Source organism: Motilibacter aurantiacus, from assembly GCF_011250645.1.
Classification (GTDB): domain Bacteria; phylum Actinomycetota; class Actinomycetes; order Motilibacterales; family Motilibacteraceae; genus Motilibacter_A; species Motilibacter_A aurantiacus.
Window position 1 is genome coordinate 17,887 of the sequence record NZ_JAANNO010000015.1, and the last position, 19,994, is coordinate 37,880.

The 19,994-nt window shown below is 72.0% G+C and carries 17 protein-coding genes, 1 tRNA gene and 1 pseudogene; 7 read left to right on the plus strand and 12 right to left on the minus strand.

Features of this window, described 5'->3' with window-relative positions; all coding sequences use genetic code 11:
* Positions 1-9: 9 nt before the first annotated feature.
* The 8 genes from G9H72_RS18480 to G9H72_RS18515 form a co-directional block, all read right to left on the minus strand.
* Complete coding sequence (locus tag G9H72_RS18480; protein ID WP_231127452.1) at positions 10-1,353, minus strand: ABC transporter ATP-binding protein; 1,344 nt, start codon at positions 1,351-1,353, stop codon at positions 10-12.
* Complete coding sequence (locus G9H72_RS18485) at positions 1,337-2,395, minus strand: ABC transporter ATP-binding protein (RefSeq protein WP_166173886.1); 1,059 nt, start codon at positions 2,393-2,395, stop codon at positions 1,337-1,339. The genes G9H72_RS18480 and G9H72_RS18485 overlap by 17 nt, the downstream gene beginning before the upstream one ends.
* Positions 2,392-3,417 carry an ABC transporter permease gene (locus G9H72_RS18490; RefSeq protein WP_166173888.1) on the minus strand — a complete coding sequence of 342 codons (1,026 nt, stop codon included), beginning with the start codon at positions 3,415-3,417 and terminating at the stop codon, positions 2,392-2,394. Before G9H72_RS18490 ends, G9H72_RS18485 begins: the two co-directional genes overlap by 4 nt.
* Positions 3,417-4,433: an ABC transporter permease gene (locus G9H72_RS18495; RefSeq protein WP_331272413.1), complete on the minus strand. Its 1,017-nt coding sequence runs from the start codon at positions 4,431-4,433 to the stop codon at positions 3,417-3,419. The genes G9H72_RS18490 and G9H72_RS18495 overlap by 1 nt, the downstream gene beginning before the upstream one ends.
* 69 nt (positions 4,434-4,502) lie before the next feature.
* Positions 4,503-6,083, minus strand: a complete 1,581-nt coding sequence (locus G9H72_RS18500; protein ID WP_166173890.1) for an ABC transporter substrate-binding protein — start codon at positions 6,081-6,083, stop codon at positions 4,503-4,505.
* Between the two features lie 328 nt (positions 6,084-6,411).
* Positions 6,412-7,077 (minus strand): DUF3618 domain-containing protein, encoded by a 666-nt coding sequence (locus G9H72_RS18505; protein WP_166173892.1) that lies wholly within the window; start codon positions 7,075-7,077, stop codon positions 6,412-6,414.
* 45 nt (positions 7,078-7,122) lie between these two features.
* Positions 7,123-7,554 carry a phage holin family protein gene (locus G9H72_RS18510; RefSeq protein WP_166173980.1) on the minus strand — a complete coding sequence of 144 codons (432 nt, stop codon included), beginning with the start codon at positions 7,552-7,554 and terminating at the stop codon, positions 7,123-7,125.
* 14 nt (positions 7,555-7,568) lie between these two features.
* Positions 7,569-8,498 carry a hypothetical protein gene (locus tag G9H72_RS18515; RefSeq protein ID WP_166173894.1) on the minus strand — a complete coding sequence of 310 codons (930 nt, stop codon included), beginning with the start codon at positions 8,496-8,498 and terminating at the stop codon, positions 7,569-7,571.
* 163 nt (positions 8,499-8,661) lie between these two features.
* On the opposite strand from G9H72_RS18515, the gene G9H72_RS18520 reads away from it, so the two are divergent.
* Positions 8,662-9,543: a phosphoribosylaminoimidazolesuccinocarboxamide synthase gene (locus G9H72_RS18520; RefSeq protein ID WP_166173896.1), complete on the plus strand. Its 882-nt coding sequence runs from the start codon at positions 8,662-8,664 to the stop codon at positions 9,541-9,543.
* Complete coding sequence (galE, locus tag G9H72_RS18525; protein WP_166173898.1) at positions 9,540-10,517, plus strand: UDP-glucose 4-epimerase GalE; 978 nt, start codon at positions 9,540-9,542, stop codon at positions 10,515-10,517. The genes G9H72_RS18520 and galE overlap by 4 nt, the downstream gene beginning before the upstream one ends.
* A 61-nt stretch (positions 10,518-10,578) precedes the next feature.
* Here the strand turns inward: galE and G9H72_RS18530 are convergent, their stop codons facing one another.
* Complete coding sequence (locus G9H72_RS18530; protein WP_166173900.1) at positions 10,579-10,914, minus strand: hypothetical protein; 336 nt, start codon at positions 10,912-10,914, stop codon at positions 10,579-10,581.
* A 43-nt stretch (positions 10,915-10,957) separates the two neighbouring features.
* Positions 10,958-11,368, minus strand: coding sequence for a hypothetical protein (locus G9H72_RS18535; protein WP_166173902.1), 411 nt, complete (start codon positions 11,366-11,368; stop codon positions 10,958-10,960).
* 155 nt (positions 11,369-11,523) lie between these two features.
* Here G9H72_RS18535 and fdh point away from each other — a divergent pair.
* The 4 genes and pseudogenes from fdh to G9H72_RS18560 all read left to right on the plus strand — a co-directional run.
* A pseudogene (fdh, locus tag G9H72_RS18545) lies at positions 11,524-14,775 on the plus strand (formate dehydrogenase); the annotation flags it as partial.
* A 199-nt stretch (positions 14,776-14,974) separates the two neighbouring features.
* Positions 14,975-16,057 (plus strand): 4Fe-4S dicluster domain-containing protein, encoded by a 1,083-nt coding sequence (locus tag G9H72_RS18550; protein WP_166173906.1) that lies wholly within the window; start codon positions 14,975-14,977, stop codon positions 16,055-16,057.
* Complete coding sequence (gene nrfD / locus G9H72_RS18555) at positions 16,054-17,202, plus strand: NrfD/PsrC family molybdoenzyme membrane anchor subunit (RefSeq protein ID WP_331272415.1); 1,149 nt, start codon at positions 16,054-16,056, stop codon at positions 17,200-17,202. The genes G9H72_RS18550 and nrfD overlap by 4 nt, the downstream gene beginning before the upstream one ends.
* A complete protein-coding gene (locus G9H72_RS18560; RefSeq protein WP_331272416.1) occupies positions 17,180-18,469 on the plus strand; it encodes an L-lactate MFS transporter in 1,290 nt (429 codons plus the stop codon). Before nrfD ends, G9H72_RS18560 begins: the two co-directional genes overlap by 23 nt.
* Here G9H72_RS18560 and selD read toward each other — a convergent pair.
* The gene (gene selD, locus G9H72_RS18565; protein WP_166173908.1) at positions 18,456-19,460 is read right to left on the minus strand and encodes a selenide, water dikinase SelD; all 1,005 of its coding nucleotides are present in this window, start codon (positions 19,458-19,460) and stop codon (positions 18,456-18,458) included. The two genes, G9H72_RS18560 and selD, sit on opposite strands and share 14 nt — an antisense overlap.
* 87 nt (positions 19,461-19,547) lie before the next feature.
* On the opposite strand from selD, the gene G9H72_RS18570 reads away from it, so the two are divergent.
* Positions 19,548-19,641: transfer RNA gene (locus tag G9H72_RS18570), tRNA-Sec, on the plus strand.
* A 24-nt stretch (positions 19,642-19,665) separates the two neighbouring features.
* Here the strand turns inward: G9H72_RS18570 and G9H72_RS18575 are convergent.
* Positions 19,666-19,911, minus strand: coding sequence for a hypothetical protein (locus tag G9H72_RS18575; protein WP_166173910.1), 246 nt, complete (start codon positions 19,909-19,911; stop codon positions 19,666-19,668).
* Positions 19,912-19,994: the final 83 nt, after the last annotated feature.

Sequence of the window (19,994 nt, forward strand, 5' to 3'; positions counted from 1 at the left end):
TCGCCGCGCTCAGCCGCGGGCCTCCTCGCTGAGCGGGCTGAGCTCCGGGTCGAACAGGTGGCACTCGACGCGGGACGTGCCCACCGCGAGGGGTACAGGGTCGACCTGGTCGCGGAAGTCCACCACCACCGCCCCCGCGTCCTCGCGGACCGCCCTCACGCCCCGCCAGACCCGGTCCTCCGCTGCTCCCGACCGCATGCCCTCGAGCAGCGCGAGCAGCTCGCTGCCCTTGCCCGACGCCGGCCGGATGCGGACGGACGGGCCCGGCGCGTCCAGCTCCTTGAGGTCGGCGAAGAGCGCGCTCTCCTCCCGGTACGCCGCCGCGTCCAGCCGGGACCAGCGGTCCTCCAGCGTGGACCGGAGGTCGCGGGCCTCCCAGCCGCAGGGCGCGAACGCCGCGGGGCAGCGCGGGTGGAACGAGCAGCCGGCCGGGGGGCGTACGGCGTCCGGCACCTCGCCGCGCGGGAGGTCGTGCGGCACGTCGCGGATGAGCCCGGGCGTCGGGACCGCCCGCAGCAGTGCCTTGGTGTAGGGGTGGCGCGGGTTGTCGAAGATCTCCTCCGACGTCCCGATCTCGACGATGCGGCCGAGGTACATGATCGCGACGCGGTCGCAGAAGAGCTTCGCCGTCGCGAGGTCGTGCGTGATGTAGACGTAGGTGAGGCCCAGCCGCTCGCCGAGGTCCATCATCAGCTGCAGGATCTTGGCCCGCACGCTCATGTCCAGCATGGACACCGGCTCGTCGGCGACGAGCAGATCCGGCTCGAGCACGATCGCCCGGGCGATCACCGCACGCTGCTTCTGCCCGCCGGACAGGTCCGACGGGTACATCGGCATGAAGCGCTCTGCCGGGGCCAGCCCGACGGTCTCGAGCGCCTGCCGGACCAGCGCCCGGCGCTCCTCCTCGTTCGCTCCGATGCCGTGCACGCGCAGCGGGTCGCCCACCGCCGTGCCGATGTCCATGGACGGGTTGAGCGAGGCGTGCGGGTCCTGGAAGACCATCTGCAGCTTGCGGCGCAGCGGCCGGAGCCGGCTCTCGGGCAGGCCGACGATCTCCTGGTCCCGGTAGCGGATGCTGCCCCCGGTCGCGGGGACCAGCCCCAGCAGGGCCCGCCCGAGGGTCGTCTTGCCGCTGCCGGACTCCCCGACGAGGCCCAGCACCTCACCGCGGCGCAGGGTGAGGTCGATCCCGTCGACGGCCTTCACCGCCGGAGGCGTCCGGCCGAGCACGCGGGACAACGCCCCGGCGCGCAGCTGGTAGTGGACCTGCAGGCCTTCGACGGTCAGCATCGCCTCCGGCTCGCCGCCGGCGGCGCCGGCCTGGGAGAACGCGAGGTCAGGCTTCGTCGGCAACGCTGATCTCCTCGCGCTGGAGCGGCGCACGGTCGGCCGCGGAGAGCTCGTCGAGGCGGTGCAGCCAGCAGCTCACCCGCTGGCCGCCCTCGGCGACCGCGTCGCCCGGGTCGCGGGCGGGGCAGACCTGCATGGCGTCGGGGCACCGCGGGTGGAACCGGCAGCCGGTGGGCGGGTTGGCGAGGTCCGGCGGGGCGCCCGGGATGGAGGTCAGCTCGGTGGTCTCCAGCGAGATCGTCGAGGCCAGGAGCGACCGCGTGTAGGGATGGGCCGGGTCGTTGAAGACCTGCCGTGCGTCGCCCTGCTCGACGATCTTGCCGGCGTACATGACGGCGACCCGGTCGCAGGCCTCCGCCACGATCCCGAGGTTGTGGGTGATGAGCAGCAGCGCGGTGTCGGAGGTCTTGCGCAGGTCCGACAGCAGCGCCAGCACCTGTGCCTCGACGAGGACGTCGAGGGCGGTCGTCGGCTCGTCCGCGACGATCAGCGCCGGCTTCAGCACAAGGGTCAGCGCGATCATGATGCGCTGCCGCATGCCGCCGGAGAACTCGTGGGGGAACTGCTTGTGCCGGGACGGCGGGATGCCGGTGGCCCGCAGCGCCTCCAGGGCGCGCTCCTCCCGCTGCGCCTTCGACAGCGACGGCTCGTGGGTGCGCAGCAGCTCGTCGAAGTGGTCGCTCACCCGCATGAGCGGGTTGAGCCGGGTCATCGGCTCCTGGAACACGAGCCCGAGCTCGCTGCCGCGCATGGCCCGCAGCCGGTCCGGAGGGAGGGCGACGACGTCCTCCCCGCGCAGCAGGGCCTTGCCGGTCATCCGGGCGCCCTCGGGCAGCAGCCCGAGCAGTCCGCGGCCGAGCGTGGACTTGCCGCACCCGGACTCGCCGACCAGCCCGACGGACTCCCCGGCGTTGATGACGAGGTCGACGTCGTCCACGGCCTTGACGGGGCCGCGCGGGCTGCCGTACCAGATGCGCAGCCCGTCGACGGAGATGACGGGGCCTGCGTGCTGGGGCGCCGGCGAGGCGTCGAGGAGCGCGCTCACGGGCCGACCTCCTCGGTTGTGCGTCGTGTCGGTGTGGACCCGTCGTCGGTGTCGTCCGGCATCATCACGGTGGTGACGATGCGCCGCCGCAGGGTCGGGTTGATGATCTCGTTCAGGCCCTCGCCCACGAGCGTGAGCGCGACGACCAGGACAGTGATCGCGAGTCCCGGGAAGAGCGCCGTCCACCAGATGCCCGCGCCCGCGTCCGAGATGGCCCGCTGCAGGTCGTAGCCCCACTCGGCGGCCTCGGTCGGCTGGATGCCGTAGCCCAGGAAGCCGAGCCCGGCCAGCGTGAGGATCGCGTCGGCGGCGTTCAACGTCGCGATGACCGGCACGCTGTGCACGACGTTGGAGAACAGGTAGCGCATCACGATGGTGCGCGGCTTCGCGCCGATCGCGCGTGCCGCCTCGACGTACGTCGCCTCCCGCGCGCTGAGCGTGCTCGCCCGCACCACTCGGAAGTACTGCGGGATGTAGACGGCGGTGATCGCTATCGCAGCGGTCCAGACGCCGCCGCCGATCCACGTGTCGGACAGGATGAAGGCGATGACGATCGCGAGCAGGAGATAGGGAAAGGCGAAGAGCGCATCCATGAAGAGGACGAGCACGCGGTCGAGCCAGCCGCCGCGGTAGCCGGAGATGAGCCCGAGCGGCACGCCGACCACGACCGAGAAGACGACCGCGAGGGCGACCACCTCGAGTGCGGTGCGTGCGCCGTACACGGTGCGCGACAGCACGTCCAGCGACTGCACCGTGGTCCCGAACAGGTGCGTGCCGTCGGGTCCCTCGAGCTTGGGGAAGCGCGCGTCCGCGTCGCGGTACTGGTCGAAGTCGTACGGCGCGATCCAGGGCGCGAGGAGGGCGAGCACCACGAAGAACGCGGTGACCGTGATGCCGCCGATCAGCAGCCAGCGGGGCACGCCGCGTGCGCGTCGGAGCGGGGCAAGGACGCGGCCGCGCCGCTTCGCCGACGGGGCGGGAGGTGTCGTGGGCGCCTGGAGGGCCAGGGGGTCGGCGGCCATCAGTAGCGGATCCTCGGGTCGACCAGTGCGTTGACGATGTCGATGAGCAGGCTCACTCCGACGACGATGAGCGCGAACATCGTGATGATGCCCTGCACCGCGGTGTAGTCGCGGTCGTTGAGGTAGCCGACGAGCTCGTTGCCGATCCCGGGCCAGTTGAAGGTCTGCTCGGTGAGCACCGCGCCGCCGAGCAGGGCGGCGACCTGCAGGCCCATGACCGTGATGACGGGCACCAGGGCGTTGCGCAGTGCGTGCTTGCGGACGACCCGTCCCTCGGCGATGCCACGGGCGCGGGCCGCTTCCACGTAGTCGCTCTGCAGCGTCTGGATGATGTTGACCCGAACGAGACGGATGAGGACGCCGACGACGAGCAGCCCGAGCGTCACGGCCGGCAGGACGAGGTGGTGCAGCGCGTCGCGGAAGGCCGTCATGTCCCCGGCCAGCAGGGCGTCGACGAGCAGGATGTGGGTCTTCTCCGGGATCGAGGCCTGGATGCGCGGGCTCGCCTGCCCCGAGGTCGGGAACCAGCCGAGGCTCTTGCCGAAGAAGAGCTGGAAGAGCAGCCCCACGAAGAAGACCGGCGCGGCGAAGGTGACGATGCCGAAGAGGCGGATGCCGACGTCGTCGAGCCGGTCGCGGCGACGGCCGGACCACAGGCCCAGCGGCAGGCCGACCAGGAACGCGACGATGACGGCTGCGACCGTCAGGGTCAGCGTGGCGCCGCCGTTGTCGACGACGATCTCGCTGACGGCCCGGTTGTCGGTGATCGTGCGCCCGAAGTCCAGCTGCACCACCTGTCCGAGGTAGTCGACGTACTGCCGCCAGACCGGCACGTCAAAGCCCGCCGCGGCCCGTCGCTCGGCCAGCTCCTCGGCGGAGAGCCGGCCGCCGAGCGCGCTGCTGACCGGGTCTCCGGGCGCCACGCGCATGAGCAGGAAGACGACGCTGAGCAGGATCAGCACCATCGGGACGACGAGCAGCAGCCGTACGCCGACATAGCGCGCCAGCGAGCCCACACGAACTCCTTCGACGAGAAAGACAGAAGGGGAGGCGCGGGAAACCCCCGCGCCTCCCCCGTGCGGGCGTCAGCCCTGCTTGCTCACCAGCCAGAAGCGGAAGGTGAAGGACGGGTCGAAGGTGTCCTGGACACCGGTCACGCCGTCGCGGACCGCCGCGATCTGCTTGCCCTGCCAGACCGGCAGGACGGGGACGTCCTCGGCGGTGATCTCCTGGATCTCGGCGAACGCCGCCTCACGCTCGGCGTCGTCGGTGCTGCCCTGCTCCTGCGCGATCAGCTCGGTCAGGCGCGGGTTCTCGTACCCGTTGTTGAAGTAGCCGCCCTTGCCGTCGAGGAAGGGAGCCGAGTAGTTGTCCGGGTCCGGGAAGTCCGGGAACCAGCCGAGCTGGTACAGCGGGTAGGTGCCCGCCTTGTAGTCGGTCTGGTACTGCTGCCACTCGGTGTTCTCGATCGTCACCTTGAACAGGCCGCTCTCCTCGAGCTGGCGCTGGATCTCGGTGATCTCGTCGGCGGCGTTGGGGCCGTAGTGGGTGGGGGTGTACCAGAGCGTCACGTCGACCGGCGTGCTGACGCCACCGAGCAGCGCCTTGGCCTTCTCCACGTCGGGCTCGCCGTACTTCTCCTGGAAGGCCTCGGTGTGGTAGTCCAGGCCCTGCGGGATCATGGAGTAGAGCGGGGTGACGGTGCCGTCGTAGGCCTGCTCCGCGATCGCCTGCCGGTCGATCAGCTGCGCGATGGCCTGACGCACCGCCTTGTTGTTCGAGGGCGCCTGGTCCGTCTGGAACGTGAGGTAGCGGATCTCGGTGCCGTTGCCCTCGACGACCTGGACGCCCTGGCCGGACTCGCCCCGCAGGTCCTCGATGTCGGTCGGCGCGAGGCTGCGGTAGGCGACGTCGACGTCGCCCTCCTCGATCGCGAGCTTCAGTGCCGAGGCCTCGGTGTAGTACTGGACGATGAAGCCGTTGTTCTTGAGCTCGACGTCGCCGGTGTAGCTCTCGTTGGGCTCGAAGACCGCCTGCTGACCGGACTGGAAGCTGGCCAGCTTGTACGGGCCGGACCCCACCGCCTGCTCGCTCGGGAGCAGCGAGTCGGCCGGGTAGACCTCGGAGTCGACGATGGCGCCGGCGCCGGTCGTGAGCACGAAGGGCCAGGTGGCGTCGGGGTTGTTGAGCGTCATCGTGACGGTCGTCGGGTCCGGCGCGGCGGTGGACTTGAGGTTGGCGAAGAGCGAGGACGGGCCAGAGTCGTCCTCGATCGCGACCATGCGGTCGAAGGAGGCCTTGACGTCCTCGGAGGTGAGGTCGCTGCCGTTCGAGAACTTCAGCCCCGACTTCAGGGTGCAGGTGTAGGTCGTCGGGTTGGTGAAGTCGCAGCTCTCGGCCGCGTCCGGGACGGGGGTCGCGGAGCCGGGCTGGATCTTCATCAGGTTCTGGTACATGTTGTAGATCAGCGTCCACGAGCCGAGGTCGTAGGCCCCGGCCGGGTCGGTGCTGGTCACCGTGTCGGTGGTGCCGAGGACGACGGACTCGCTCGACGAGCCGCCCGCGCTCGACTGCGGCGTCGCCGCCGCGCCGTCCGTGCCGCTCTCGTCGTCGTCGCCCCCGCCGCAGGCGGTCAGCCCGAGGCTCGCGACGAGCCCAGCTGCCACAGCGGCCGATCTCCAGGCCCTGCTCCGCATCCTGTGTCCTCGATCCGTGAAGTTCGTCGGAATGTCCACTTCGCGTCGCACTCTAGGGAGCCGACCGCCGGTGGGTCGCCGGAACCGTACGTTCGTCGGGTCTCAGCTCGGTTACGGCGAGTTCCGCGTATGTTAAGGAGCCGCCGAGCCGGCGCGCATCCTACAGTTGTCGGAGCGAATCTCCTGCAGGCGCTGCAGCTGACGTCGGGAACGTGCACGGACAACAGAACGGCGGGCCCTCCGGAGAGAGCCCGCCGTCCTGCTGCGGAGCGGGATGCGCGCCGCGGTGCGCAGGAGATCAACGCGTGGCGTTGGACTGCACCGTCTCCTTCGCCTGCATGGCGGAGTCCTGCACGTCGGACGTGGCCGACTGGGCCTCGTCCTTGACGCTGGCCACCGCGTCCTGCGCAGTGGACTTCAGCGATTGCACGGCGTCCTGCGCGGGGCCGCGCAGCGTGTCCTGCACCTCGTGCGCCGCGTCGGTCAGCTTCTGCTTGACCGGCCCGCTGGTGGCCTTCTCCTTGAGGGAGGACGCGGCCTGCTGCTCCTTGCTCGACGCGGGCAGCAGCGAGGAGACGAGCCAGCCGGCGCCGAAGGCGATCAGGCCCGCAGCCAGCGGGTTGCCCTGGGCCTGCTGCCGGACGGCGCCCGGAGCCTGCTGCACGGCACCCTGGGCGCTCGAGACGGCGGAGGACGCACGCTCTCCGATTCCGGGACCGGAGTTCGTGTACGGGTCGTCGGACGAGTGCAGCCCGGGGGTGCGCTCCTGCACCGCGGTCTTCGCGTCCGAGGCCTTGCCCATGACCTTCTCCTTCACACCCGTCAGGGTGCTCCTGGCGCTCTCGACCTGGCGGTGCGCGATGGAGGACGGGCTCACCTTGTCGGCGAGCGCGTCGACGTCGGAGCTCAGCTCCGCGCGCGTCCGCTCGATGTCCTGGCGGATCTTGTCGGGGTCGTCACTCATCGGGAATTCCTCCTTGGCCATTCGGCCGGCGTGGTGGTCGGCGGCCTAGCGGCCGGTGTTCGGCTTCAACGCGGGCGGCACCTCTTTGACGGTCTCCATCGTCTGCTCCGGCCCGCGCACCTTCTTCATCTGCGCGCGGCCGAGGACGAAGAGGACGGCGCCGATGACCGCCCAGAGGACGGCGACGATGAGCGCGGCGAGCGAGGTGTCCATGACGTTGTCCAGCGCCCACAGCAGGGTGATGGACAGGAAGAGCAGGACCATGTAGCCGGCGAAGCCGGCCGCGCCGAGCATGCCGGCGCCCTTGCCCGCCTTCGTGGCCTCCTGCTTCATCTCGGCCTTGGCGAGCGCCACCTCCTGGCGCATGAGCGTCGAGAGGTCCTTGGTCACCTCGCCGAGCAGCTCGCCGAGGGACGACGTCGTCTGCACCTGGGGCCGGTCGTCGCCGTAGGCGGCCGACGCGCCGCCACCCGGCATGCCGGGCGCGGTCGTCACGGCCGGGCCTCGGTCGTGGACGGGCGGACGTCGATCGTGTCGGGGTCGACGAGCGAGCCCGGTGCCGTCCCGAGGTCGGTGTAGGTCGAGCCGAGGTCGGCACTGCCCGCGGAGGCGGCCGGGATGCCGGCGTCGTGCGCGCCGTAGGCCTCGCTCATCTCGTCCGCGATCGGCGTGCCGCTGCCGAGCTCGCTGCCGGCGGCGTACGTCGCACCGGCGCCTGCGCCCGCCGCGGTGGCGGCGGTGGTTGCGTACCCGGTGCCGGTCGTCGCGCCTGTCGTCGTGCCGGCGTAGCCGGTCCCGCTCTCCGTGGCGTAGCTCGTGCCGTAGCCCGTGCCGTAGCTCTCGGGCTCGGCGTCGAGCAGGGCGGCGGGCGCCTGCTGGCCGGAGGAGGGGCTGCCGCTCTCGTCGTGCGCCGCGGCGACCGCGCCGCGCGTGAGACGTCCGGCGACGACGCCCGCGAGGGCCGCGCCGAGCAGGAACGTGCCCGTGCGGCGGCGCGCGAAGTCGCGCACCTCCTCGAGCAGGTCACCCGGCTCCCGGCTCTCGATCCAGTCGGCGACCTCGTGGGCGCGGCTGGAGGCCTGTCGGGCCAGCTCGGTGGCGACACCGCTCTGCCCGCCGCCCTCGGCCATGCTGCCGAGCTCGTCGGCGAGGGCGCGCAGCCCCCCGACGGCCTTGTCCTTCTGGGCCATCCCCTGGGCGCTGGCCTGGGTACGGGCCTCGCCCAGCAGGTCGCGCGCCTGGGCCTTCGCCTCGGCCGCGACCTGCTTGCCCTGCTCGACCGCGGTTGTCGCGACCTGGGTGCCGGCGTCCTTGGCGGTGGTGCCGACCTCGGCCGCCGAGTCCTTGGCGACCCCGGCCACCTCGCCTGCCCGGGATGCAACCTGGCCGGGCGTACTGCCCGAGCTGCTCGCGTCGGTCATGGTCTTCCTTCCGTGAGCGCGCCACCCGTGTGCGCTAATCTGCGGTTCCGGTGGCGCCCTGTCGTCTGGTCGGGAGCGGAAGTACCCGCTGCCATGCCCGGCATGCCTGTTCTGGGCGATCTCTATCGATCGGTGCGGCCCCGGGGCCGGGAGGGAACGACCCGTGGGCGACGCGCTACGCCACGTGCACAGCGGCAAGGTCCGTGACCTCTACGCCCTCGACGACGGCCGTCTCGTGGTCGTCGCCAGTGACCGGGTCTCCGCGTACGACCACGTGCTCGAGACCCCGGTGCCGGACAAGGGTCGCGTCCTCACCCAGCTGTCGCTGTGGTGGTTCGAGCGGCTCGCGGACGTGGTCCCGAACCACCTGCTGACGACCGACCTGCCGGCCGAGGCCCCGCCCGAGTGGGCCGGCCGCGCCATGGTCTGCGAGCGGCTGCAGATGTTCCCGGTCGAGTGCGTCGCGCGCGGCTACCTCACCGGCTCCGGCCTCGCCGACTACCGGGCGACGGGACAGGTCTGCGGCAACCCCCTGCCGCCGGGGCTCGAGGACGGGAGCGCGCTGCCCGAGCCGATCTTCACTCCCGCGACGAAGGCCGCCGTCGGCGAGCACGACGAGAACGTGTCGTTCGAGGCGGTCGAGCGCGCGATCGGCGCGCCCGTCGCGGCGGAGCTGCGCCGGCTGACGCTCGCGGTCTACCGCGTCGGCGAGCAGATCGCTCGTGAGCGCGGCATCGTGCTCGCCGACACCAAGCTGGAGTTCGGCGCTCGCCCTGACGGCACCGTGGTGCTGGGCGACGAGGTGCTGACGCCGGACAGCTCGCGCTTCTGGCCGGCGGACAGCTGGCAGCCGGGCCGGCCCCAGCGGTCCTTCGACAAGCAGTACGTCCGCGACTGGCTCACCTCCCCGGCCTCGGGCTGGCGGCGTGACAGCGGCGAGCCGCCCCCGCCCCTGCCCGACGACGTCGTGCAGCGGACCCGCGAGCGCTACCTGGAGGCGTACGCGCGCATCACCGGGAGGCCGCTCGGTACTGTCGCCCCATGACGTGGCTGCTGACCGGGGGAGCCGGTTACATCGGGGCACACATCGCGCTGGCCCTGCAGGAGTCGGGGCTCGGCGCCGTCGTCCTGGACGACCTGTCCACCGGGGTACGCGAGCGACTGGGCCCGGACATCCCGCTGGTCGAGGCGAACGTGCTCGACACCGCTGCCGTGCGCCGCGCGCTGCGCGAGCACGAAGTGACCGGCGTCGTCCACCTCGCGGCCAAGAAGGCCGTGGGGGAGTCGGTCGAGCGGCCGCTCTTCTACTGGCAGCAGAACGTCACCGGGCTGCAGAGCCTGCTCAGCGCCATGCACGACGAGGGCGTGGAGCAGCTGGTCTTCTCCTCCAGTTCCTCGGTCTACGGCGAGCCCAAGACCGAGGACGTCGTCGAGGACGTCGTCGTCACGGACCCGCAGCGCCCGGTGAGCCCCTACGGCGAGACCAAGCTGGTCGGCGAGTGGGTCATCGAGGACTTCGGCAAGGCCACCGGCACCCGCTGGGCCAGCCTCCGCTACTTCAACGTTGCGGGGGCGGGCAGCCCGGTGCTCGGTGACACCGGAGTCTTCAACCTCGTCCCGCTGACGTTCCAGGCCATCACGGAGGGCCGGCGCCCCAAGGTCTTCGGCGACGACTACCCCACACGTGACGGCTCCTGCATCCGCGACTACATCCACGTGGTGGACCTGGCCGACGCGCACGTGGCTGCCGCCCGCAAGCTGGCCGAGGGGCCGCTCGCCGAGGCCTACAACATCGGGCGCGGCGAGGGGGCGACGGTCAAGGAGGTCATGGAGGTGACCCGCAAGGTCACGGGCATCGACTTCGAGTACGACGTGGTGGCGCGCCGCGCCGGCGACCCGGCGCGGGTGGTCGCCCGCCCGGAGAAGGCGAACGCCGGCCTCGGCTGGCGAGCGCAGCGCGACCTCGAGGACATGATCGCCAGCGCGTGGGAGGCCTGGCAGGCACGGCCGGCGGGCTGACCGGGCTGACCGGGCTGGCGCTCGCCGACCGCACGGCAGGGCCCGTGCGGGCCCTGGCGCGTCAGAGCAGCAGCAGGGCCGGGAGCAGCACCGCGGCCACGGCCCCGCCGGCGGCCACCACGGCGGCGGTCGCCAGCGTCACCGGCCACCCCAGGGCGCGAGCGACCATGACCATCGACGCCAGGCTGACGGCGGGCAGCACGATCAGCAGGGCCCCGACCGCGCCGTTGCCGAGCCCTGCCGCGCGCAGGCCCTGCGCGATCGGGATCTCGCCGGCGGTGGGGACCACCAGCAGCGTCCCGAGCACGACGGCCACCAGGGCTGCGAGGACGCCCCACGAGCGGGCCGACTCCCCGAGCGGGAAGAGCCAGCCGCTGAAGGCCCCCACCGCCAGCACGACGACCAGGTACTCGGGGACGGGTCGAGGCGACCGGCGCGGTTCAGCAGCTGCACATCATCGACGGCGTGGACACCAGCCCGCCGACGACGGCGCTCGCGGCCGGGCTGCGCCGGGACATCGCCCGCAGCAGCCACGCCCGCGGGACCAGGCTCTGGACCGCCGCCGCGATGAGCAGGCCCGCGACCACGGCCTTCCAGACGGCGTCGGCGTACGCCCGGGTGAACGACGTCGCCGCGGCCCAGCTCGGTGCCGAGCCCGGCTCCACGCCCGCCGTGGCCAGCAACGACGACCCGGGCCAGCCTCCCCCCGCGGAGAGCGACTGCGTCTTCGCCACGTACGGCGACCACTTCGCCCACAGCAGCAGGCAGCTGCCCAGCACCACGAACGCCAGGAGCCCGACGAGCGGGGCGAGCCGCGCGGCCCGCGGCGGGGCGACCGGCTGCGCAGCCATCGGGTGCTCTCCTCTCCCGCCGGGTGCGGACGGGCCGGCGAGGTCCCGCGGCGCGGCGTACCCCGGCCCGACCTCCCCAAGCCCGCCCATCGGGGTTAGCGTTGCCCGCACTGGGGCAACTCCCGCATCCGGGGCGAGCGAAGGAGGGGGCGGACATGGGCGTACGCACCTGGATCGAGGGCTGGCCGGTCTACCGCCAGCTCACCGGTCCGGACCCGCTGGGTCGCGGTGCCGCATCCAAGTCGGCCGGCTCCAAGCGGCTGGTGGCGCGCACGGAGACGGCGGACCGGGTGGCCAGGTCGGTCTGCCCCTACTGCGCGGTCGGCTGCGGCCAGCGTGTCTACGTCAAGGACGAGCACGTTATCGGCATCGAGGGCGACCCCGACAGCCCGATCTCGCGCGGCCGCCTCTGCCCCAAGGGCGCCGCCAGCGAGAACCTCGTCAACAACCCGCTGCGCGAGACCAAGGTGCTCTACCGCCGGCCGTACGCGACCGAGTGGGAGAACCTCGAGCTCGACACCGCGATGGACATGATCGTCGACCGCGTGATCGACGCCCGGCGGCGCGGCTGGCAGGACACCGACGAGCAGGGGCGCGCGCTGCGCCGCACGATGGGGATCGCGAGCCTCGGAGGGGCAACCCTCGACAACGAGGAGAACTACCTCATCAAGAAGCTCTTCACCGCGATGGGCGCCATCCAGGTGGAGAACCAGGCGCGTATTTGACACTCCGCCACCGTCCCCGGTCTGGGGGCCTCGTTCGGTCGTGGCGGCGCGACGAACTCTCTGCAGGACCTGCAGAATGCCGACTGCATCATCATCGAGGGCTCGAACTTCGCCGAGTGCCACCCGGTGGGGTTCCAGTGGGTGATGGAGGCGAAGGCCCGCGGGGCGAAGGTCATCCACATCGACCCGCGCTTCACGCGCACCAGCGCGCACGCCGACACGTTCGTGCCGATCCGCTCAGGGACGGACATCGTCTTCCTGGGCGCGATCGTCAACCACGTGCTCTCGAACGACCTGTGGTTCGAGGACTACGTCAAGGCCTACACGAACGCCTCGTGGATCATCAGCGAGGGCTTCGAGGACACCGAGGACCTCGACGGCCTCTTCTCCGGCTTCGACGACGAGAAGCGGGCCTACGACACCTCGTCCTGGCAGTACGCGGGCCAGGAGGGCGACAGCGGCGAGGAGAGTCACGAGACCGACCAGTCGCGTGACTCCGAGCACGGGCAGCGCCTGGGCGGTGCCGGTGCCGCGCTCGAGCACCACCAGGTGCAGAAGGACGAGACGCTGCAGCACCCGCGGTGCGTCTTCCAGATCCTGAAGCGCCACTTCTCGCGCTACACCCCGGAGCTGGTCGAGGAGGTCTGCGGCATCTCGCCGGACGTCTTCGCCGAGGTCGCGCACGCCTGGGCGTCCAACAGCGGCCGGGACCGGACGACGATGCTCGTCTACAGCGTGGGATGGACCCAGCGCGGCACGGGCGTGCAGTACATCCGCACCGGCGCGATCCTGCAGCTGCTGCTCGGCAACGTCGGCCGCCCCGGTGCGGGCATCCTCGCGCTGCGCGGCCACGCCAGCATCCAGGGCTCGACGGACATCCCGACCCTCTACAACCTGCTGCCCGGCTACCTGGCCATGCCGCAGGCCGAGCACGACTCCCTGTCGACCTACATCGACGACATCAAGGGCAAGAACCAGAAGGGCTTCTGGGGCAACGCTGACGCCTACATGGTCAGCCTGCTGAAGTCGTACTGGGGCGACAAGGCGACGCCGGAGAACGACTTCTGCTACGACTACCTGCCCCGCATCAACGGTGACCACGGCACCTACAGCCAGGTCATGGACATGATCGAGGGCGGGAAGATCTTCGGCTACTTCCTGCTCGGGCAGAATCCGGCCGTCGGGTCCGCGAACGGCCGGGCCCAGCGGCTCGGGCTGGCCAACCTCGACTGGGTGGTCGTGCGGGACCTCGTGCAGATCGAGAGCGCGACGTTCTGGAAGAACGCGCCGGAGATCGAGACCGGGGAGATCGTGCCCGAGGAGTGCCGGACCGAGGTCTTCCTGATGCCGGCGGCCACTCACGTGGAGAAGGAAGGGACCTTCACCCAGACGCAGCGGCTGCTGCAGTGGCGCGAGAAGGCCCTGGACCCGCCGGGTGACTGCACCTCTGATCTGTGGTTCATCTATCACCTCGGCCGGAAGATGCGGGAGCGGCTGGCGGCGTCGACCGACGAGCGGGACCGCCCGCTGCTCGACCTGACGTGGGACTACCCGGTCCACGGCGAGGAGCAGGACCCGGACGCGGACGCCGTCCTGCGCGAGGTCAACGGCTACGAGATCGCGACCGGGCGCCTGCTCTCGACCTTCAACGAGATGAAGGCCGACGGCACGACGAGCGGCGGATGCTGGATCTACTGCGGCGTCTACAAGGACGGCGTCAACCAGGCCGCCCGCCGCAAGCCCGGCAAGGAGCAGAACTGGCTGGCGCCCGAGTGGGGCTGGGCCTGGCCGGCCAACCGCCGCATCCTCTACAACCGGGCGGCGGCGGACCCGGACGGCAAGCCGTGGAGCGAGCGCAAGGCCCTCGTCTGGTGGGACGAGGGCCAGGCCAAGTGGGTCGGGCACGACGTGCCGGACTTCCAGGTCGACAAGGCCCCGTCGTTCCGGCCCGACCCCCATGCGTCGGGTCCGGCGGCGCTGGCCGGCGACGACGCGTTCATCATGCAGGCCGACGGCAAGGCGTGGCTGTTCGCTCCGCGGGGGACGGTCGACGGCCCGCTGCCCGCGCACTACGAGCCGGGCGAGTCCCCGTTCCGCAACGCCGTCTACACCCAGCAGCAGAACCCGACGCGCGAGATCTATACGAACACCGTCAACGAGATGCACCCGAGCCCTCCGGAGGAGGGCAGCGAGCACTTCCCGTACGTCTGGACGACCTCTCGGTTGACCGAGCACCACACCGCGGGAGGCATGAGCCGCTACGTGCCGTACCTCGCCGAGCTGCAGCCCGAGCTGTTCATGGAGGTCTCCCCGGAGATGGCGGCCGAGCGCGGCCTCAAGCACCTGGACTGGGCGCACGTCATCACGGCCCGTGCGGTGATCGAGGCGCGCGTCCTCGTCACCGACCGGCTGACGCCGCTGCGCGTGCAGAACAAGGTCGTGCACCAGGTGTGGCTGCCCTACCACTGGGGGCCGGGCGGCCTCACGACCGGCGACGTCGTCAACGACCTGCCGCACCTCACACTCGACCCGAACGTGCACATCCAGGAGTGCAAGGCCGGGACGTGCGACGTGCGCTACGGCCGGCGCCCGCGCGGGCACGCCGTGCTGGAGCTCGTCGACGACTACCGGAGGCGTGCACACGTGACCCGGGAGACCGGAACCGTGGCTCGTACGTCGGACCTGATCGGGGCGGACCACGACGAGGTGCGCTCCCGTCACGCCACGTCGGGCTCGGTGAGCGTCGGCTACGGCGAGTCGGCGGAGACGACCGGGCAGCATGCATCCGCCGAGACGCCGACCGGGCGCGGACAGCGGCCCGACGGGCCGGGCCAGGGTGGCCGGGACGCAAGCACCGGACCGGACGGGCAGGAGAGCTGAGATGGTGTCGAAGAACAGCTTGTACGGCCCGCTGGACCCGGCGCCCGACGCGGGTTACGAGGACGCTCCACCCCGCGTGGGCTTCTTCACCGACACCTCGGTGTGCATCGGCTGCAAGGCTTGCGAGGTCGCCTGCAAGGAGTGGAACGCCGTCCCCGAGGACGGGCTGAACCTGCTGGGCTTCTCCTACGACAACACCGGTGGGCTCGGGGCCGACTCGTGGCGTGCGGTGCACTTCATCGAGCAGCCGTACGGCGTGGGCAACAAGAGCGCGCCGTTCGCGAGCGACAGCACCCCGACCGGCCCGTCGGGCACAGGGCCGGCGTTCGACGTGACGGCCGCCGGCGTGCGGGCCCTGCCTGAGCAGGACCGGCTGGGCACCGGGGTGGGGTCGAGCCACGAGGTGGCCGAGGCGGCACGGCAGGCGTCCGGGGCGCAGCCGCAGTTCCTCGGCATGCCGGCCGCCGAGCCGCCGGGCCGCGGGACGGGCGCAGAGAGCCGGACGGACTTCCGCTGGCTCATGATGTCCAACGTCTGCAAGCACTGCACGCACGCGGCCTGCCTCGACGTCTGCCCCACCGGCTCGCTGTTCCGCACCGAGTTCGGCACGGTCGTGGTGCAGGAGGACATCTGCAACGGCTGTGGCTACTGCGTCTCGGCGTGCCCCTACGGCGTCATCGACAAGCGCGAGGACGACGGCCGGGCGTGGAAGTGCACGCTCTGCTACGACCGGCTCGGCGCAGGGATGACCCCGGCCTGCGCGAAGTCCTGCCCCACCGAGTCGATCCAGTTCGGCGAGCTCGACGAGCTGCGCGAGCGTGCGCAGCGCCGGCTCGAGCAGCTGCACGGCGCCGGTGTCTCGGAGGCGCGGCTCTACGGCAACGACCCCGAGGACGGCGTCGGCGGCGACGGCGCGTTCTTCCTCCTCCTCGACGACCCCGAGGTCTACGGCCTCCCGCCGGACCCGATCGTCACCACGCGGGACCTGCCGGACATGTGGCGGCACGCCGGCCTGGCCTCGGTGGCGATGGTCGCCGGTGTGGCGCTGGCCTTCGTCTCCTCGGCCCTCGGGCGCCGGCGGTGACGGGGGAGGGCGTTCCCGCCGAGCGGGAGGTCGGGTCGACGCCACCGGGCGGCGGCCGCGTCCCGCACGGCGACCAGGCTGCGCTCAGCTGGGAACAGGGCCGCGGCGACGGCCGGCGCAAGCCCCGCGGCGGGGGGAAGCGCGACGAGTCCGTGATGGTGCCGGACGCGGCCTTCGAGTCGTACTACGGCCGGGCGGTGCTGAAGGCGCCGGTCTGGACGCACGACATCGCCATCTACCTCTTCACCGGGGGCCTCGCGGCCGGATCGTCCATGGTGGCGGCGGGCGCGAGCCTGACCGGCGCGGAGACCCTGCGGCGCAACTCGCGCCTCACCTGCCTGGGGGCGCTGGGCGCGAGCACGTTCTTCCTCATCAAGGACCTCGGCAGGCCCGGGCGCTTCCACCACATGCTGCGGGTCGCGAAGCCCACGTCCCCCATGTCGATGGGCACCTGGATCCTCTCCTCGTTCGGCGGCCTGGCCGGGGCCGCGGCCGTGACCGAGGCAGCGCCCCTGCTGCCGCGCACGGGGGTGCTGGGCCTCGGGCGCAGGCTGCTGCCGGTCGCGGGCTCCGCGTCCGGGCTCGCCGCGGCCGCCGTGGCGCCGGCGCTCGCGACGTACACCGCAGTGCTTTTCGCCGACACCGCGGTGCCGTCCTGGCACGAGGTCTACCGGGAGCTGCCCTTCATGTTCGGCGGCAGCGCGCTCGCCAGCGGCGCTGGGGCCGGCATGGTCCTCGCGCCCGTGGCGCAGGCGGCGCCCGCTCGCCGGCTCGCGCTCGTCGGCGCGGCGCTGGAGCTCGCCGCCGGGCACCGGCTGGAGGAGGGGCACGGCCTGCTGAGCGAGCCCTACCGGCAGGGCCGTCCGGGCACGCTGCTCCGGGCTGCCCGTGCGCTGACGGTCGCCGGCGCCGTGGGCGCCCTGCTGGGCGGGCGCAGCAGGGTCGTCTCCGTCGCGGGTGGCGCCTGCCTGCTCGCCGGCAGCGTGGCGACCCGCTTCGGGGTGTTCGAGGGCGGCGTGGCGTCGGCGAAGGACCCGAAGTACACCGTCGTGCCGCAGCGGGAGCGTGTGAACGCCCGGCGCGGGGCCAAGCAGACATCGACCGCACAGCCGGAGGCCGGGCGTGACGACGCGGGGAAGCACTGAGGCAACGGGGAACCGCGCGGCCGGCTCGCCCCCCGGGGGCCGTTGGCTGATCGTCGTCGCTGCGGTCCTCGTCCAGCTGGCGCTAGGTGCCGTGTACGCCTGGAGCGTGTTCAACAAGCCCCTCCAGACGCAGTTCGACTGGAGCAAGACCGAGGCCGTGCTGCCGTTCGAGGTGGCCATCGGCACGATCTTCATCGGCAGCTTCGTCGGCGGCCGGATCCAGGACCGGCTCGGCCCGCGCCCCGTCGCGCTCGTGGGCGGCATCCTCTACTCCATCGGCATCATGCTGGCGTCGCTGGTCGATTCCGCGGACCAGCTGTGGCTGCTGGTGCTGACGTACGGCGTCCTCGGGGGCATCGGCCTCGGTGCCGCGTACATCACCCCCATCGCGATGCTGGGCAAGTGGTTCCCGGACAAGCGCGGGCTCATCACCGGGATCGCCGTCGGTGGCTTCGGCTTCGGCGCGGTCATCACCGGCCCGCTCGCCAAGTCGATGCTGGACAACACCGACGACAAGACCAGCGTCTTCCTGCCCCTCGGCATCGGCTACCTCGTGGCGGTCCTGCTCGGTGCCTCGTTCTTCCGCAACCCGCCGGCCGGGTACACCGTGCCGGGGTACGAGCAGGCCGCATCAGGGAAGGCGGCGACCGGCGCCCGGGCGTACGACCTCAAGGAGGCGCTGCGGACCCCGCAGTGGTATCTCCTGACCGCGATCCTCGCGCTCAACACCGCGTGCGGCATCGCCTTCGTCTCCCAGGCTTCGGACGCGGCCCAGGAGATCGCCGGCGCCAGCGCCGCCACCGCGTCCTTCTTCGTCGGCATCATGGGGCTGTTCAACGGTGGCGGGCGCATCCTCTGGGCCGCGACCTCGGACAGGATCGGCCGGATGCAGGCCTTCCTCGGGATGCTCGCGATCCAGGCGGTCTGCTTCCTGCTCATCCCGCACAGCAGCGCCTTCGCGCTGTTCGCCATCCTCGCGGCGCTGATCTACCTCTGCTACGGCGGCGGATTCGGGACGATGCCCGCGACCGCTGCGGACTTCTACGGCACGCCCAACGCGGGCGCGATCTACGGCGCGATGCTCGTCGCGTGGAGCATCGGCGGCGTCGCGGGGCCGCTCATCACCTCGGTGCTCTACGACTCGAGCGACAGCTACACCCTGCCGTTCACCGTCATCGGCGTGCTGGCCCTCGTCTCGCTGGCGCTCCCGCTCCTCACGCGGGCTCCGGGAGCACGGCAGGCGCCGTCCTCGGTCAGCGCACGATGACGGTGACCCCTTCGAGGGGGGCGACGAGCTCGCCGACGACGGGGTAGCCGGGGACCTCCCCGGCCACCAGCAGGCCTCCCGAGGTCTGCGCGTCGGCGAGCAGGAGCGCCTCGTCCTCCGGGACGGCCGACAGGTCCGCGTGCGGCCGCACCCAGTCCAGGTTGCGGCGCGTGCCGCCGGACACGTGACCGGCGGCGAGCGCGTCGCGGGCGCCGTCGAGGTACGGCACCGCCGCCGCGTCGACGACCGCGGTGACCCCGCTGGCGCGGGCGAGCTTGTGCAGGTGGCCGAGCAGCCCGAACCCGGTGACGTCGGTCGCGCAGACCGCACCGGCTGCGAGCGCCCGCTGCGACGCGTCCCGGTTGAGCGTCGTCATCGCGTCGACCGCCTGCGCGAACCGCTCCCCGGTGGCCTTGTGGCGGCTGTTCAGCACCCCGACACCCAGCGGCTTGGTGAGCGTGAGCGGCACCCCGGGCCGGCCGGCGTCGTTGCGCAGCAGCCGTTGCGGGTCGGCGAGCCCGGTCACCGCCATGCCGTACTTCGGCTCGGGGTCGTCGACGCTGTGCCCGCCGGCCACATGGCAGCCCGCGGCGGTCGCCACCTCGAGCCCTCCGCGCAGGACCTCGCGGGCGAGGTCGAAGGGGAGCACGTCGCGCGGCCATCCCAGCAGGTTGACCGCGACGACCGGGCGCCCGCCCATCGCGTAGACGTCCGAGAGGGCGTTGGCCGCCGCGATCCGGCCCCAGTCGTAGGCGTCGTCCACAACGGGGGTGAAGAAGTCCGCCGTGGCCACGACGGCCGTGCCCTCCGCTATCCGCACGACCGCGGCGTCGTCGCCGGCCTCCAGGCCGACCAGCAGCTCGTCCTCGGTGCTGGCCGAGCCGGCCACGAGCCCCGCGACCACGTCCTCGAGCTCGCCGGGCGGGATCTTGCAGGCGCAGCCGCCGCCGTGGGCGAACTGGGTCAACCGGTACGTCTCGAGAGCCGTCACGCGGGCGAGCCTACGTCCGAGGCACCCAGGGCCTGCGGCTGCGCGGGGTAGGGTTCCCACCTCGGTGACTCCGCCCGGAGACACCGGGGAGGCGTTCGGGGTACTGGTGTCCCCCGCGGTCTTCAAAACCGTTGAGCGGCAGTCTCTGTCGCTGGTGGGTTCGATTCCCATCCGCCTCCGCGCTCGGCTGCCGCGCGCTGTGGCGTCAGCAGGACTCGACCACCATCCGGTCGACGTGCTGGGCGAAGGCGTACGCCGCGTCGATGACGCGGGGGTCGTCCCCGGCGACCTCGACCCGGAGCAGGTGGTCGAAGCCGTCCCCGCGGCGGGTCTCCACGACGGTCGGCAGGCCGTGGGCGTCGGCGTGCGAATGCAGCTCCTGGATGCACGCGGGGTCGTCGGACCGGACCTCGATCCAGCCGGCGAAGTTGTAGATCAGCTTCGGTTCCACCCGCGATGCTCCTTCCACAGGCCCGGCCCGGCCCCGCTGCCGAACGCCGCCTCGACCGGTCAGTGTGCGGTCTGCCGCGGGTC

Excerpts from the sequence above, each read along its gene's own strand:
- G9H72_RS18510 (WP_166173980.1), bottom strand. The coding sequence starts at position 7,554 with ATGCCGGGTGGCGGCGCGTCGGCCGCCTACGGCGACGACCGGCCCCAG.
- G9H72_RS18505 (WP_166173892.1), bottom strand. The coding sequence starts at position 7,077 with ATGAGTGACGACCCCGACAAGATCCGCCAGGACATCGAGCGGACGCGC.
- G9H72_RS18490 (WP_166173888.1), bottom strand. The coding sequence starts at position 3,417 with ATGGCCGCCGACCCCCTGGCCCTCCAGGCGCCCACGACACCTCCCGCC.
- G9H72_RS18535 (WP_166173902.1), bottom strand. The coding sequence starts at position 11,368 with ATGGCTGCGCAGCCGGTCGCCCCGCCGCGGGCCGCGCGGCTCGCCCCG.
- G9H72_RS18515 (WP_166173894.1), bottom strand. The coding sequence starts at position 8,498 with ATGACCGACGCGAGCAGCTCGGGCAGTACGCCCGGCCAGGTTGCATCC.
- galE (WP_166173898.1), top strand. The coding sequence starts at position 9,540 with ATGACGTGGCTGCTGACCGGGGGAGCCGGTTACATCGGGGCACACATC.
- G9H72_RS18550 (WP_166173906.1), top strand. The coding sequence starts at position 14,975 with ATGGTGTCGAAGAACAGCTTGTACGGCCCGCTGGACCCGGCGCCCGAC.